Here is a 15,247-nt window from a genome sequence, read left to right as displayed (position 1 = left end):
GATGCGGAATTTGATCTGGGTCAAATCTGCATTCCAGAATCGGAATATAAGCAGTTTTAATCCGCATCTGTGATGCGCAATAACTGCCAAGGAGACTTGATATGGAGTTCGGACTGGTCGAGCTGTCGCGATTACAATTCGCGCTGACAGCCATGTATCACTTCCTCTTCGTGCCGCTGACGCTGGGTCTGTCGATCCTCGTGGCGATCATGGAGACCGTCTATGTCATGACAAACCGCCCGATCTGGCGGCAGATGACGAAGTTCTGGGGCACGCTGTTCGGGATCAATTTTGTCCTTGGCGTCGCCACCGGCATCACCATGGAATTCCAGTTCGGTATGAACTGGAGCTACTACAGCCACTATGTCGGCGACATCTTCGGCGCGCCGCTGGCCATCGAAGGGCTCATGGCCTTTTTCATGGAAGCAACCTTTGTCGGGTTGTTCTTCTTCGGCTGGGACAAGCTCAGCAAGGTGGCGCATATGATCGTGACCTGGCTTGTGGCACTGGGCTCGAACTTCTCGGCCCTGTGGATCCTGATCGCCAATGGCTGGATGCAGAACCCGGTCGGCGCAGAGTTCAATCCCGATACCATGCGCATGGAGATGACGTCGTTCTTCGAGGTGCTCTTCAACGAAGTGGCGCAGGCGAAATTTGTGCATACGGTCTCTGCCGGTTACGTGACGGCGGCGATCTTCGTGCTCGGCGTCTCGGCGCTCTATTTGTTGCAGGACCGACACAAGGACCTCGCCCGCCGCTCCATTGCGGTGGCGGCGGCCTTTGGACTGGCCTCGGCGCTGTCCGTTGTGTTGTTGGGGGACGAATCCGGGTATTCCGCGAGCCACACCCAGAAAATGAAACTCGCGGCGATCGAGGCGATGTGGGACACGGAGCCCGCTCCGGCCTCCTTCACGCTGGTTGGCTTCCCCGATCAGGAGGCGCGCGAAACCCATTACGCCATCCACATCCCGTGGGCGATGGGGCTGATCGGCACGCGCAGCCTGACCGAAGAAATTCCGGGCATCAACGAGTTGGTGGCCGAATCCGAGGCCAAGATCCGCAGGGGCATCATCGCCTATGACGCGCTGATGACCATTCGCGAACAGCGCGGCGATGCGCCCGCCGAAGCGCGCTTTGTCTTCGAACAGAACTCCGACGATCTCGGCTATGCCTTCCTGCTGAAGAAATACATCGACGATCCGCGCGAGGCGTCCGAAGCGCAGATCAAGATGGCCGCCGATGATACGGTGCCCGGGGTGTTCCCGCTGTTCTGGGCTTTCCGCATCATGGTGGCGCTCGGCTTCAGTTTCATCGCGGTGATGCTCTACTTCTTTGTCCGGGCGTCTTTCTATCGGATGCAATTTCCGCGCTGGTCGCTCTACGCCGCCGTGGCCATCATCCCGACGCCGTGGATCGCGGCAGAGATGGGCTGGTTCGTGGCCGAGTTTGGCCGCCAGCCGTGGACCGTGGACGGGGTGCTGCCCACGGCGCTGAGCGCCTCGCACCTGAGCATTGCGGACCTGCTCATCACGCTTGCCGGTTTTATCCTCTTCTACTCGGTCCTCTTCGTGATCGAGGTGAGCCTGATGGTCAAATACATCCGCAAAGGCCCCTATCAGGACGTTGCCGAAACCGAAGCCTGGCAAGCGCGCCATGAGCACCGCCTGCGCACCCACGACGGGCAAGGCCCCTTTGCATCGACGCCAGCGGAGTAAGACAGATGATCCTCTATGAACTGATCGATTATGACATTCTTCGCGTGATCTGGTGGGCGCTTCTGGGCGTGTTGCTGATCGGATTTGCCCTGACGGACGGGTTCGACATGGGCGTGGGCGCTTTGCTGCCTTTCGTTGCCAGATCGGACATCGAACGCCGCGTGGCGATCAACACCGTGGGGCCGGTCTGGGAAGGCAACCAGGTTTGGTTCATCCTTGGCGGCGGCGCGATCTTCGCCGCCTGGCCGCCGCTTTATGCGGTATCGTTCAGCGGCTTCTACCTTGCCATGTTCGTGGTGCTGGCGGCGCTGATCGTGCGGCCCGTGGCCTTCAAATACCGCTCCAAACGCGAGTCCGCCACGTGGCGCAACGCGTGGGACTGGGCGCTGTTTGCAGGGGGTGCGGTACCGGCGCTGCTCTTCGGGGTGGCCGTGGGCAATGTCCTGCTGGGCGTGCCGTTCTACCTGACCGAAGACCTCATGCCGATGTACGAGGGCAGCTTCTACGGCAAGTTCCTGGGTCTGTTGCATCCCTTCGCGCTGCTGGCCGGTGTGGTGTCCCTTTCCATGCTGCTCATGCATGGCGCGGCGTGGCTTCTGCTCAAGGCTGAAGGCCCGGTTGCAACCCGCGCCCGCGCCATCGGGGTGATTGCGGGCTGTGTCGCCATGGGCGCCTATGCTCTGGCTGGCCTGTGGCTGGCCTTCGGGATCGACGGCTTTGCCCTGGTCCAGGAACCGGTCGCCAGCGGCCCGTCGAACCCGCTGTACTCGGACGTTACCCGCGAGGGGTCCTGGCTGGCCGCCTACACGTTGCGCCCATGGATCGCTGTGGCTCCGGTCATGGGGTTCCTCGGCATGGCCATGGCCATTCGTGGCCTGAGAGCCGGGCACGAGGTCGCGACCCTGCTCTGGTCCAAGATGGGGATCACAGGCGTGATCGCCTCTGTGGGTCTGACCATGTTCCCCTTCATTCTGCCGTCCACGGTGGATCCGAACAGCTCGCTCACCGTCTGGGATGCCTCGTCGTCGCACCAGACCCTGTTCATCATGCTGATCGTCACGCTGATCTTCATGCCTCTGATCCTGATGTACACCGCGTGGGTCTACAAAGTGCTCTGGGGCAAGGTCACCGAGGCGGACGTCACCGAAAACACGCATTCCGTTTACTGAGGAAGGACCCTGATCATGAAACGTATCGCAACTCCCCTTGCCGCCATTGCCATCGCCTTGGCCAGCCTCTCCGCCACGGCCCCTGCCTTGGTCGCAGAAGAGGCCAAGCCCGGCTTGTTCGTGAACCTGACAACGGACGATACATGGTCCGCTGCCAAGGCCATTATGTTCGCCCATGACAAGGCGCTCAAGAACGGCCATGAACCGGTTGCGATTTGGCTGAACGTGCGCGGCGTCTACCTTGCGGACAAGAAACGCGCGAGCCATGTGCACGGATTGATGGCCGAGAGCGGCACGTCCATTCAGGACATGCTGGCCGCCTTCATCGCGGATGGGGGGCAGGTGATCATGTGCGGCGCTTGCTCCAAGGCAGCGGGGCTGACCAAGGCCGACTATATTGACGGTGTCACCATGGGAACATGGCCGGTGGTCGAAGGGCTGCTTTTTGATCCCAATGTCAAAACTCTTGCCTGGTAACCGGGAGGTGCTCTGACGATGTGGTATTTTGCCTGGCTGCTTGGCCTTCCGCTTGCCGCGCTCTTCGCGGTTCTGAACGCCATGTGGCTAGAACTGCGGACGGACGCCTGCTTCTCCGAAGAAGGTGACTGCCCGATGGGCGAGCATAAACACTGAAGACATGCGGGGGCGTCGTCCCTTCCTGCCCCTGCACCGGGGGCCGGGCATTGGCCGCTGCGCTGATGCCCGGTCCTCCGAATTCCCTTCCCTAATGAAAGACCCCAATCCATGAAAAAACTTGTTCTTTCGGCCTGCGCTGCCTTGTCTTTTGCGGCCCCTGTTCATGCACAGGATGCGCCACAAACACTGGTGACCATCCTGACCGCCCCGGAGCCGCAGACCCAGTTGATGGCGATGGTGCTGGCCATGCAGGCCGCGCAGCAAGGTGTGGCGCAGCACGTTCTGCTCTGTGGCCCGGCTGCTGACATCGCGTTGAAGGACGCCCCGGCCTCGGCCACCTCTGGCCAGCCGCCCAAAGGCATGAGCCCGCAGGGCCTTATGAGCAAGATCGCGGCTTTGCCGGGATCGAAGGTGGAGGTCTGCGCAATTTACCTGCCGTCGAAGGGCGCAAGTCCCGACGTCCTGCTGGATGGCATCACCGTTGCCCAGCCGCCTGCCATGGCGACCGCCATGATCGCGCCGGGCGCGCGGGTCACGTCCTACTAATCTAAAAGCACGGCACCGCGTCCCGATGGGGCGCGGCTTGATCTGTGTCAAAAACACATCTGATTTTCGTGATATTAGATGTTTCGAATATATCTTCCGAGGAGAAAACCATGACCAAGCTGAACGCGACGCGTCGGCAGTTTTTCGGGCTGGCCGCCGCAGGGGCTGCTGCGGCCACCTTGTCTGCGACCAAGGAAGCCGAGGCCCAGGTCGCCACCTCCGCCAAGATCGTCATCATCGGGGCCGGGGCAGGGGGCACGGCTTTGGCCAACCGTCTTGTGCGGCGGCTTGATGGGGCGAAAATCACCCTGATTGATCCGCGTGTTCAGCATCTCTATCAGCCGGGCCTGTCGCTCGTGGCGGCGGGTCTGAAACCGGCCGATTACGTGGTCAGCAAAACCACCGATTGGCTCCCCGATGGTGTCACGCTCATCGCCGAAAAGGCAGCGGCGATTGATCCCGAAGCCAAGACCGTTGCGACGGACGGCGGCGAGACCGTGCCGTATGATTTCCTCGTGGTGGCTCCGGGTCTGATCCTTGATCATGATGCCATCGAAGGCTTCAGCCTCGATATGGTCGGCAAGAACGGCATCGGTGCGCTCTATGCCGGACCGGAATATGCCGCGCGCACGTGGCAGGCCGCGGGCGAATTTATTGAGACCGGCGGCATGGGGCTTTTCACCCGGCCCGCGACAGAAATGAAATGCGCGGGCGCGCCGCTCAAGCACACTTTCCTGATCGACGATCTGGCCAAGCGGGCGGGCAACGGCAGCAAGATCGACATGCACTATGCCGCCCCGCAAGGCTCGCTTTTCGGCGTGCCGATCGTCGCGGAAAAGGTGCGGATGCTGTTCGGGGATCGCGGCGTGACCCCGCATATGAAACATACGCTCAAATCCATTGATGCCGAGAAGAGGCGCGCCACCTTCGCGGACGCCGATGGCATCGATCTGGAGATGGACTACGACTACATCCACATCATCCCGCCGCAGCGCGCACCAGAGGTGATCCGCCAGTCCGGCCTGTCCTGGGCCAACAAGTGGGAAGATCAGGGTTGGGTCGAATGCGACAAGTTCACCCTGCGCCACCTGCGCTATGACACGATCTGGGCGCTCGGCGATGTGGCAGGCGTGCCGAAAGGCAAGACGGCGGCTTCCGTCAAATGGCAGGTGCCGGTGGTCGAGGACGGCCTTGTGGCCGCGATTGAGGGCCGCGAGAGCACCGACTTCTACGACGGCTACACCTCCTGCCCGATGATCACACGGGTCGGGCGCGCCATGCTGGTCGAGTTCGACTACAACAACAACCTCGTCCCCAGCTTCCCGGGCATCATCGCTCCGCTTGAGGAGCTGTGGATCAGCTGGCTGATGAAGGAAGTCGCCCTGAAAGCAACCTACAACGCCATGCTGCGCGGCAAAGCCTGAGGAGATTGGGACATGAAAAAACTGACACTTGAAACCCTGATTGCCGTCTTCGAGGAAATCTTTGGACGCGGGTTGTTCTGGGCCATGGCCGCCGCCGCGGCGCTGGTCACGGTGGGCTATCTGTTTGTGCTGGTCCGGGATCGCAATATCAGCTGGCGCAAATTCCTGCTGGCGCAGTTGTCGATGCCGTTCGGGGCCGTTGCGGCGGTCTGGTTTGTCATGGTGATGACCAATTCGAAGCTCGCAAACATCGGCGGGCCGATAGACGTGATCGTGCTTATGATGGTGGCGGTCGGCGGCGCCGTGGGTGGCGCGATCCTCGTCTACACGCTCGAATCCCTCTTCGCCCGCTCGGCGCGCGGGAGCGAGTAACCGCTGCGGGTTACCCCTTGCGCCCTCTTTGTCCACTCGGCGTGGTGCCAAAGCTGCGCCGATACAGGCGGGAGAAATGGCCGACGCTCTGGAAGCCGCTGGCGATGGCGATCTCTGAAACGGAGAGTTCCGTCTGCATCAGCAGGTTCCGGGCGCGGTCAAGCCGCAGCTCCATGTAGTAGCGGCTCGGGCTGGTGTTGAAATAGCGGCCAAAGAGCCGCTCCAGCTGCCGTACCGAAATCCCCAGCTCCGCTGCGATTTTCATCGGCGGGACGGGTTCTTCCAAGGCCTCTCGCATCAACTCGATGGCCTTGGCCACATGTGGATTGCGCATGCCATAACGCGACTGGAGCGAGATTTTCTGCTCCACATTGGCTTCCCGTGCGCCCGCGTAAACCATCATGTCAGACACGGCGACCGAGAGATCATAGCCATGATCCTCGTCAACGAGATGCAGCATCAGGTCCGCCGTGGCGGTGCCACCAGAGGCGGTGATGTGTTTTTCATCCGCCACAAAAACGCTGCGTACCAATGTGATGTCGGGAAAACGTTCTTCAAAGGCGTCGTGATACTCCCAATGGATCGCTGCTTTCATCCCGTCCAGAAATCCGGCCTCGGCCAGGATCCAAGCCCCCGAACACAGCGCTCCGACCTTGGCGGGCGACGTTTTCGCCTTGCGCAGACAGGTCAGCAGGGTGGGGGTGATGTAGTTGGTCATATGCAGCCCCGGAATGACAAACAGCCGCGCGCATTTCGGCAGATCGTCAAAGCGATGCTGGACCAGCGTCACCGTGCCGTTGGACGCGGTGGCGGAGACGCCGTCTTCGGATGCGTAGGACCAGCTGTAGAGCGTCTCACCGCTGATCATGTTGGCGATGCGCAGCGGTTCCGTGGCGCAGGCCAAGGTCAGATGCGTGTGGTTCTCGACGAGAAGGAAAACGAAGTGCTGCGTGGCCAATTGAGGTGAATCCTTTGCGATGTCGTCATTGAGGTCGCGCGTGTCGCAATACTTTATACAAAGATTGTAAAGTTGGTACAGGCTGATTATGCAATGGCATCGACCTATTGGAATCGGACCGGGAACACAGGCGTGAGCGAGACGAAAAACACCAAGGCAAAGCTGCTTGAACACCTGCGGCTGGAAATCCTTTCGACCCGCATGGCACCGGGGGCGGATATCGACGAGGCCGCTCTGTCCGAAGCCTTTGCCATTTCCCGAACCCCGCTGCGCGAGGTGCTGCGTCAGCTCGCGGGCGAGGGCTATGTGCAACTGCGCGAAAACCGCTCGGTGCGGGTGATGGACATGTCCTTTGCCACCATGCGCGATTTCTTCGTGGCGGCACCGATGATTTATGGCGCGGTGCTGCGCCTTGCGGCGCTGAACCGGACCGGTGACCAGCTGAAAGCGCTTTGCGCCGCTCAGGATGGCTTCCGCGCCGCCCTGCGCAGCGGCTCTCCGGTGGACAGCGCGCTTGCCAACAACCGCTTTCACGAGATCACCGGCGAGATGGCGAACAACGTCTATCTGCGCCCCTCCTTCCGGCGTCTGCTGATCGACCACGCGCGCATCGGGACCACCTTTTATCGGCCCACCACCTCCGAGATGGCAGGCAACCTTGGCAAGGCCAGTGACCAGCACGACCAGATCATCGCCGCCATCCGCGCGCAGGATGACCTGCGCGCCGGGCAACTTGCCGATGAACACTGGGCGCTCTCGCGCGACCAGATCGAACTCTACGTGATGCCGGGCGGGCTGGATGTGCCGCTTGGCTCGCTTCCGAACACAAGAACCGGATAAGACGCTCATGACCCCACGTTTCCGATTTGACGGGATCTATACGCCTGTCGTTACCCCCTATGCCGAGGACTACAGCGTCCGATGGGACGCTTTGGGCGATGTCATCGACTGGCTGATCTCCCAAGGTGTGCACGGGCTGATCTCCGGCGGCTCCACCGGCGAGAACTATGCCCAGACCGTTGCGGAACGCATCGAGATTGCACGCTTTACCGTGGATCACGTTAAAGGCCGGGTGCCGGTGGTGATTGGCACCGGGGCGATGCTGACGGACGATTCCGTTGCCCTTGCTCGGGCTGCGCGGGAGATGGGCGCGGATGCGATCCTCTTGGCCTCGCCGCCTTATGCGGTGCCGACGGACCGGGAAAACGCGCTGAACGCGCTGGCCATCGACAAGGCCGCTGACCTGCCGATCATGCTCTATAACTACCCGCACCGCACCGGGACGATGATGGGCGAAGAATTTCTGGATCGTGTGGGCCGGAGCCGCAACTTCTGCGGGATCAAGGAAAGTTCAGGCGATATCAACCGCGTGCATCTTCTTGCCCGGGATTATCCGCATATTCAGCTCGGCTGCGGCATGGATGATCAGGCGCTTGAGTTCTTTGCCTGGGGTTCGCCCTTCTGGGTCTGCGGCGGCTCCAACTTCCTGCCTGCCGAACATGTGGCGCTCTACGAGGCCTGTGTTCTGGAAGGGGATTTCACCAAAGGCCGCCGCATCATGTCAGCCATGATGCCCCTGATGCGGGTGCTGGAGCAGGGTGGCAAGTTCATACAGACGATCAAACACGGGGTGACAATGACGGGCATTGATTGCTCGGTTGTGCGGCCACCACTGAAAGCCTTGAACAAGGACGACAAACGCGCGCTGGAACAGGTCACGCGTGTGTTGAAACAGACGATTGCCGAGATCCGGGCGGAGGGCGCACAATGAGCTTGCTGACAAAAGACGAATACAAGGCGATAGCCGCAGCGCTGGACCTGCCGACCATGGCCTTTGTCGACGGCGGCTATCGTCCGGCGATCTCTGGCGAGACCTTTGCAACGGTGAACCCGGCGACGGGCGAGGACCTGGCGCAGGTGGCATCCTGTGGCGCTGCCGATGTGGATGTGGCGGTGGCCAAGGCGCGAGAGGCGTTTGACGATGGCCGCTGGTCGCGCCTGCACCCCTCCGAGCGCAAGGATGTGCTGATCCGCCTGTGCAAACTGATGACGCGGAATGCGCGCGAACTGGCCGTCATGGAGAGCCTCGACAGCGGCAAGACGATCTATGATTGCGAGACGGTGGATGTGCCCGAGACCATCCATTGCATCAAGTGGCACGCGGAACTGATCGACAAGATCTATGACCAGGTCGCGCCCGCGTCGGACGATCACATCGCATTGGTGGTGCGCGAGCCGATTGGCGTGGTGGGGCTGGTCCTGCCATGGAACTTCCCGCTTTTGATGATGGCTTGGAAGATCGCGCCGGCTTTGGCGGCGGGCTGCTCGGTGGTTTTGAAACCCGCCGAAGAGACCTCACTTACAGCGCTGAAACTGGCGGAACTGGCGGTTGAGGCGGGCCTGCCGCGCGGCGTGCTGAACGTGCTGCCCGGCGGCGGGGCCGAGGTGGGCGAACCCATCGGGCGTCATGCGGATATCGACATGGTCAGCTTCACCGGCTCTACCGTCACCGGCAAACGGTTCCTTGGCTATTCGGGAGAAAGCAACGCCAAGGAAGTGGTGCTTGAGATGGGGGGCAAGAACCCGGCCATTGTCATGAATGACGCGGAAAACCTCGACCGTGTGGCGGCGCATGTGGTGAACGGGGCGTTCTGGAATATGGGCGAGAACTGCTCGGCCACCTCGCGGCTGATCGTGCATCGTGACGTCAAGGACGATCTGCTCGCCCGCATTGCACATCACGCGAAGGAATGGACCGTTGGCGATCCGCTGGATCCGGAAACCCGCGTCGGCGCGCTGGTCAGCGCGGCGCATTTCGACAAAGTTTGCGGGTATCTGGAACAGGCGGAGACCGTGGTTTTCGGAGGCAAGGCGGACGGCGGTTTTGTCGAGCCGACGGTGGTGGATGTGGCTGCAGGGGACAGCCCCCTTGCGCGCGAGGAGATCTTCGGCCCTGTGCTGTCCGTGATCACCGTAAGCAGTTTTGACGAGGCAATCGCAGTGGCGAATGACAGCGACTACGGCCTTGCGGCCTCTCTCTTCACCGCCAACGCCAAACGCGCCCTGCGCGGCGCGCGCCAGCTCAGGGCGGGGACGGTCACGGTGAACAGCTATGGCGAGGGAGACATTTCCACGCCCTTCGGCGGTTACAAGCAATCCGGCTTTGGCGGGCGCGACAACGGCATCCACGCGCATGACCAATACACGCAGATCAAGACGATCTGGCTCGACCTGAGCGACGACGCGGACGAGGCCGTCGATTGATCGGCTACCGGGCCAAACGTCTGCCGGTGCAGCTTGGTCCGGCGGCATGGAACGCGATCCTGCCGCCGCAACCCGATGCAACGCCTCTGGAGCGGGAGATCACCGCCGATGTGGTGGTGATCGGTGCGGGCTTTGCCGGTCTGTCCGCCGCACGGCGGCTGCGCCAGATTGACCCCAAGCTGCGCGTTGTGGTTCTGGAGGCCGGGATGCTGGCCGAAGGGGCGGCGGGCCGCAACTCCGGCTTCATGATCGACCTGCCGCATGATCTGCAATCAGAGGATTACGCCGGGTCGGGGGATGACCGCGCGCAAATTGCACTCAATCGCAAGGCCATCGGTTTTGCCCGCGAAGCCGTCGAAGAGTTTGGCATAGACCGCAACTTCTTTGACGAGGCAGGCAAGGTAAACGGTGCGGTCAGTGCGGCGGCGCAGGCACACAACCAAACCTATGCCAAGCATCTGGAAGGTCTGGGTGAGGCCTGCGAACTGCTGGATGCGCAGGAGATGTTGGCCCTGACCGGCTCCTCGCATTACCAATCCGGGCTTTATTCGCCGGGCACGGTGATGCTGCAACCGGCGGGCTATATTCGCGGGTTGGCGATGGGTCTGCGTTGGGATGGCGTGAAGATCTTCGAAGACACCCCTGCGCTTGGCTTTGAAAGGGTCGGGCCGGACTGGCAGATCGAGACACCCAAAGGGCAGGTGACCGCGCCGAAGGTGATCCTGACGGTGAACGGTCATCTGGAGAGCTTTGGCTTCGCGCGCGGGCGTCTGATGCAACTGTTCCTCTATGCGGTCATGTCGCCGGAACTGGACACAGAGATGCTCAAACGACTTGGCGGTCAGGCGCGCTGGGGGATCACCCCGTCCGACCCGATGGGCACCACCGTCCGCCGGATCGACACAGGGCAGGGGGGCAATCGCATCGTCGTGCGGACCTGCGCAAGCCTGCGGCCGGGCATGCGCCCCGGTTCCGGCGGACTGGCTCGTGCCCAGACGGTAATGCAGCGCAAGTTTGACCAAAGGTTTCCGCAGCTTGCCGGGTTGAAGATGGCCCATGCCTGGGCCGGGCACCTGTGTCTGAGCCTCAACGGCGTGTCGGTGACGCGTCAGCTCGACACCGGGCTTTGGTCGGGCTGTGTCCAGAACGGGCTTGGCACCGCGCGCGGCACGTTGGCCGGCATTGCGGCAGCCGAGATGGCCATGGGCGAGACGAGCGCGATCAGCACACATTTCAATTCAGAAACTGCACCCCGGCGTCTACCCCCACAGCCGTTTCAGCAGATCGGGGCAAACGCGGTGTTGCGGTGGAAAGAATGGCGGGCGCGGGCAGAGTAGGCCGCGCGCGCTTGGGCTGAAATGTCTTCAGACAACAGCCGTCAGATGCGTATCCTGCCGCGCTGTGCCCCTTGGCCAGCCCATCCATTCTGATTCGACCTGCAGTTTCGCCGCACCCCGGCCCAGTGGGCGGGCCTGCGCCTGCAGCCGCAGCGCGCGGCCGTCGAAATCCCGCAGGGCGAGGCTTGCATCAACGTTGTCCCGTTCAAGCGCATCGCGCAGCACCTGCAGGGCGATGTTTTGCCCAACCCGCATGTCCTGATGGTTTTCCGATGGATAGTAGCCGTTCAATGTCCGCGCCATGGCGATGTTCGACACCGCCTTGTCAAGCTCCAGCGCCAAATCGACGGCATCGGAGGCGGGACGGCCCAGGCGCAAACGCGCGGGGGAGGACGTGTCGAGGACGGCTTTGAGCACCGTTGCCATGGCCCCCGCAACAACCATATGTGTCGCTGCGTCGACCGGGTGGAACGGCGCATTTGCAGCGCCCACGGGCAGGAACAGGGAGCGTTCGAAGCGTACCCGCCCCCGGCCGAAAGCGTTGGCTCGGCTGACCCAGAACAGCAGATCCGGAGCGGCAAGGCTCAGCTCGTCCGCCGCGTGCCTGTAGGTGTCGTCCTCCGGCGTCTCGTGACGTTCCTCGCGGGCGAGATAGACGGTCATTCGCGCTGCCGTGACGGCCGGGCGGCTGAGCCGGTCCTTTGCGGAGAGTTGGTCGAGCGCGGCAAAGCGCGCGCGCCGCTCCACCTCTTCGAGCAGCGCCAGCAAGCGGCCACCGGTCCAGAGCGCGTTTGTCTCTGAAGTCTCCGGCAGGCCGGGGTCCAAAGGTGCATCATTGGACAGGGCCGCGAGCGCGGTGTTGTAGAACAGGCGGCCAGCGGGCGCGCCAAGGCAATGCTGTGCCATGTCCTGATGGGTTTGCAGATCGGCGATTTGCTCCGCGCGTCCGGGAAGTTCCAATCCCGCGCCGCTGTGCTCCGCGCTCCAGCGCAGCCATTCCGACAAAGGCGCGGCTTCGCCCGGTCCGTCGATCGGGCCAAAGGCGTCACCCCGCCTTGCGTCCGTCTCAAACAGGCGTGACAGGCGGCTGGCCTGCCCACAGGGCAGCTGTACGCCGCCGCGGAACAGGGTGCCGAGCGTCAGTTGGCGATCACCGTTCCAGCGCAGCTTGCGCCGCTGATGGGCGGCCAGCCCGTAGGCGGGAGCCGCTTCGGCCAGTGGCGTGCCAGCATCGCACCAGGACAGGCTGCGCATCTGGCATAGTACCTCGTGCAGGCTGACCGTTGTGCCGGGGCTGACGGGCACCTCTGTATGCGGATCGTCCAGCGTCGAGACAGGGACGCGAGACAGGAGGCTGGCGGTGAAGATCTCCGCCATGTCAGCGGCCAGCTCATGCGCCGAAAGCTGTGGCACAACGGGCGCGGTTACGTCCGGGATCGGGCGGGCGGGGGCAAACTCACTACAATCAATCAACTGAAAACGACGGTCACTGTTTGGAATTGGGCGTGTCATCGAAGTCACCTTGAGGATGGAGCGCGCTGGGAGGCGCAGTTAACGAAGGGTTAACGTCACCCTGCGTCTCTTGCGTGACTGCATCGCATTTCTTGCGTGAATGAACTGTGAATCCCGTAAATTTCCGGAGGCAAATCCCGGCGATTGCCCGGAACTGCGTGAATTTTGCGTGAAGCCGGGCGGATCGCTTGACGGACGCTGCCCCGGAGGACTTACTTTCTGTTAATACTTTGACATGTTTTCAGGAGGTCCCCATGGCGCTTGCATGGACACCCAGCCAATCCGCCACCTTCGAGGATGCCTATCTTGACTGGTCCGTGATGCTGGATCGCCGCCGGGCCGGTCTTGCGCCAGCCGAAGACGACTGGGGGGTGCTCTACAGGCCGATCTTTGTCCGGCTGACGGGACCGGAGGCGCGGCAGGGGCTGATAACGGCACTGGCAGCGGACGATTCGCTGCTCATGGATGGCCATGAATATGCGGAGCTGAGTGCTCGCGCCGGGGCGCAGGACTCGCTTGCGGGCCTGCCCGATGAATACGCCCTGTACCAAAAAGTCGACGGTGCCGGAGACCACGACGCGCTGTTCACCATTCTCGACAGCGGCATGCCGGTGCGCGTCGCCACCGGCCCGACAACAGCACCCGCGACCCATCAGGCGACGCCGAGTGAGACACCCGGCCAGCCCATTGTGGCTATCGTGGATGACGGCCTTGGTTTTCTGAACAGCCGGTTCCTGCGGCAAGCGGCGGACGGCTCTAAAACGTCACGGTTTCATGCGCTCTGGCTGCAGGCGCTCGAACAGCGCAGCGGCAATGCGCGGGTGACGCTGGGGGAGACGTTCACGCAGGCCGAGATCTCCGCCATGCTGGGCGGTGAGGAAAGCGCGACCTATGCGGCGATCAACGCCCGGATCTATGAAGGCACGCGCCAGAGTACGGGCTTTTCCACGTCCCATGGCACCCATGTGCTTGATCTGGCGGCGGGCGCAGAGCCGGGCACCGGTGATCCGGCCGAGGACTGGCCTTTGCTCGGGGTGCAACTGCCGCCGCAGGCCATCGAGGACACCTCCGGCACGCGGTTCGAGAGTTACACGGTGCAGGCGGTGCGCTGGCTGTTGCGCCGCGCGGGCGAGGTGGATGCGACCGCGCCGGTGATCATTAACCTATCGCTGGGCATTCTGGCCGGACCCAAGGACGGCACACGCTTTGTCGAATATCAGATCGCCCGCGAAGCCGCGGAATGGGAGCGCGTGACCGGCCAGCCTGTGCGCATTGTCTGGTCCTTTGGCAACAATTACGAAAGCCGTCTGGTGTCGCATCATGGTTATGCGGCGGGGGCGATCCGAAGCAATCCGCAGCGCAAATCCACTTGGCGCGTGCAGCCCGCTGACCAGACGCCGAGCTATCTGGAAATCCGCGTGCCGAAAAGCGCGCCTGGGGCTTTGAAGCTTGAGCTGAAAGCGCCGGGCGGTCCGAAGTCCGGCTTTGACGATATTGCGCCCGGCGCATGGCGCACGCTCAATCGCGATGGCGAGGCGGTCGCGCGGATCTACCACGTGCCAGACCGGGATTTAGGCAATGGCGTGGTCAGCCCGGCGCATTACGTTCTGGCCATCGCACCGACAGAAGGACGCAAGGCAGGCGAGCCCGAAGCGCCTTCGGGGGCATGGTCCGTCCGGATCCGTCATGAAGGGCCGGAGGCGCTGGACGTGGTGTGCCAGATCCAGCGTGACGACGGGCTGCGTGGCTACGGCGCACAGGCACGCCAGAGCTACTTCGACGACAAACATGCCTTCGAGTGGGACGCCGAGCGGCAGGCTTACACCGGCCTTGCGGACAAAAGCCCGATCACACACGATGGATCGCACAGCGCCATGGTCACAGCGCCTGCGCGGCAGGTGTTCAGCGTGGGGGCGGCGGTAGGCAGTGGCACGCGGAACAGAGTATCGCCCGCACGCTATACGGCTGCCGGGGCGGATTGGTCGGTGGACGGGCCAACGGTTTCTGTCATTGCCGATGACACCCGCGTGCACCGGGGGATTCTGGCCAGCGGTACGTTGACCGGCAGCACCCGCTCCTTGGGTGGAACCAGCGCGGCGGCTGGACGTTTGACCCGGGCACTGGCCCTGTCGGCGGCGCAGATTGCCGCGAATGCCGCCTCGCCGCACACCGCCGATCTCTCTGCGAGCGCGGCACCGCTGCTGGGCGTTGCGCCGGAAGACGCCGCGCGGCTGGGGCAGGGCGTTGTGGCCCTGCCGGACGCGCGTGCCCGCGTCAGGCGCGGAGATGCGACTCCGCTGATGGTCTGAGGGTA

The 15,247-nt window shown here is 62.8% G+C and carries 14 protein-coding genes; 12 read left to right on the top strand and 2 right to left on the bottom strand.

The features are described 5' to 3' along the window. Positions 1–101 precede the first annotated feature (101 nt). The 7 genes from E4662_RS02295 to E4662_RS02265 all read left to right on the top strand — a co-directional run bounded on the left by E4662_RS02295 (position 102) and on the right by E4662_RS02265 (position 5,862). Positions 102–1,715 (top strand): cytochrome ubiquinol oxidase subunit I, encoded by a 1,614-nt coding sequence (locus E4662_RS02295; RefSeq protein ID WP_136439647.1) that lies wholly within the window; start codon positions 102–104, stop codon positions 1,713–1,715. Positions 1,716–1,720: 5 nt separating this feature from the next. Next, complete coding sequence (cydB, locus tag E4662_RS02290; RefSeq protein ID WP_136439646.1) at positions 1,721–2,884, top strand: cytochrome d ubiquinol oxidase subunit II; 1,164 nt, start codon at positions 1,721–1,723, stop codon at positions 2,882–2,884. 15 nt (positions 2,885–2,899) lie between these two features. Next, on the top strand, positions 2,900–3,361 hold the full coding sequence (locus E4662_RS02285) for a DsrE family protein (RefSeq protein WP_136439645.1): 462 nt from the start codon (positions 2,900–2,902) through the stop codon (positions 3,359–3,361). A gap of 18 nt (positions 3,362–3,379) precedes the next feature. Further along, on the top strand, positions 3,380–3,517 hold the full coding sequence (cydX, locus tag E4662_RS02280) for a cytochrome bd-I oxidase subunit CydX (protein ID WP_136439644.1): 138 nt from the start codon (positions 3,380–3,382) through the stop codon (positions 3,515–3,517). 111 nt (positions 3,518–3,628) lie between these two features. After that, positions 3,629–4,066, top strand: coding sequence for a DsrE family protein (locus E4662_RS02275; RefSeq protein ID WP_136439643.1), 438 nt, complete (start codon positions 3,629–3,631; stop codon positions 4,064–4,066). Between the two features lie 110 nt (positions 4,067–4,176). Then, a complete protein-coding gene (locus tag E4662_RS02270; protein WP_136439642.1) occupies positions 4,177–5,490 on the top strand; it encodes an NAD(P)/FAD-dependent oxidoreductase in 1,314 nt (437 codons plus the stop codon). Positions 5,491–5,502: 12 nt separating this feature from the next. Further along, on the top strand, positions 5,503–5,862 hold the full coding sequence (locus E4662_RS02265) for a DUF5368 domain-containing protein (protein ID WP_136439641.1): 360 nt from the start codon (positions 5,503–5,505) through the stop codon (positions 5,860–5,862). A gap of 10 nt (positions 5,863–5,872) precedes the next feature. On the opposite strand, the gene E4662_RS02260 is transcribed toward E4662_RS02265, so the two are convergent. Beyond that, positions 5,873–6,820: a GlxA family transcriptional regulator gene (locus E4662_RS02260; RefSeq protein WP_240705095.1), complete on the bottom strand. Its 948-nt coding sequence runs from the start codon at positions 6,818–6,820 to the stop codon at positions 5,873–5,875. A 132-nt stretch (positions 6,821–6,952) separates the two neighbouring features. On the opposite strand from E4662_RS02260, the gene E4662_RS02255 reads away from it, so the two are divergent. Genes E4662_RS02255 through E4662_RS02240 form a run of 4 tightly spaced genes read left to right on the top strand, consistent with a single transcriptional unit; the run spans position 6,953 to position 11,421 of the window. Then, the gene (locus E4662_RS02255) at positions 6,953–7,660 is read left to right on the top strand and encodes a GntR family transcriptional regulator (RefSeq protein ID WP_240705094.1); all 708 of its coding nucleotides are present in this window, start codon (positions 6,953–6,955) and stop codon (positions 7,658–7,660) included. Between the two features lie 7 nt (positions 7,661–7,667). Further along, a complete protein-coding gene (locus E4662_RS02250) occupies positions 7,668–8,591 on the top strand; it encodes a dihydrodipicolinate synthase family protein (RefSeq protein WP_136439639.1) in 924 nt (307 codons plus the stop codon). Further along, positions 8,588–10,084 (top strand): aldehyde dehydrogenase, encoded by a 1,497-nt coding sequence (locus tag E4662_RS02245; protein ID WP_136439638.1) that lies wholly within the window; start codon positions 8,588–8,590, stop codon positions 10,082–10,084. Before E4662_RS02250 ends, E4662_RS02245 begins: the two co-directional genes overlap by 4 nt. After that, positions 10,081–11,421, top strand: a complete 1,341-nt coding sequence (locus E4662_RS02240) for an NAD(P)/FAD-dependent oxidoreductase (protein WP_136439637.1) — start codon at positions 10,081–10,083, stop codon at positions 11,419–11,421. The genes E4662_RS02245 and E4662_RS02240 overlap by 4 nt, the downstream gene beginning before the upstream one ends. Before the next feature lie 27 nt (positions 11,422–11,448). Here the strand turns inward: E4662_RS02240 and E4662_RS02235 are convergent, their stop codons facing one another. Next, entirely contained in the window at positions 11,449–12,933 is a 1,485-nt protein-coding gene (locus tag E4662_RS02235; RefSeq protein ID WP_136439636.1) for a phosphatase PAP2 family protein, read from the bottom strand. 254 nt (positions 12,934–13,187) lie between these two features. On the opposite strand from E4662_RS02235, the gene E4662_RS02230 reads away from it, so the two are divergent. Beyond that, positions 13,188–15,242, top strand: a complete 2,055-nt coding sequence (locus E4662_RS02230) for a S8 family serine peptidase (protein ID WP_136439635.1) — start codon at positions 13,188–13,190, stop codon at positions 15,240–15,242. Positions 15,243–15,247: the final 5 nt, after the last annotated feature.

The organism is Pacificoceanicola onchidii, assembly GCF_004804335.1.
GTDB classification, from domain to species: domain Bacteria; phylum Pseudomonadota; class Alphaproteobacteria; order Rhodobacterales; family Rhodobacteraceae; genus Pacificoceanicola; species Pacificoceanicola onchidii.
This window is presented reverse-complemented; position numbering and strand designations above follow the sequence as displayed.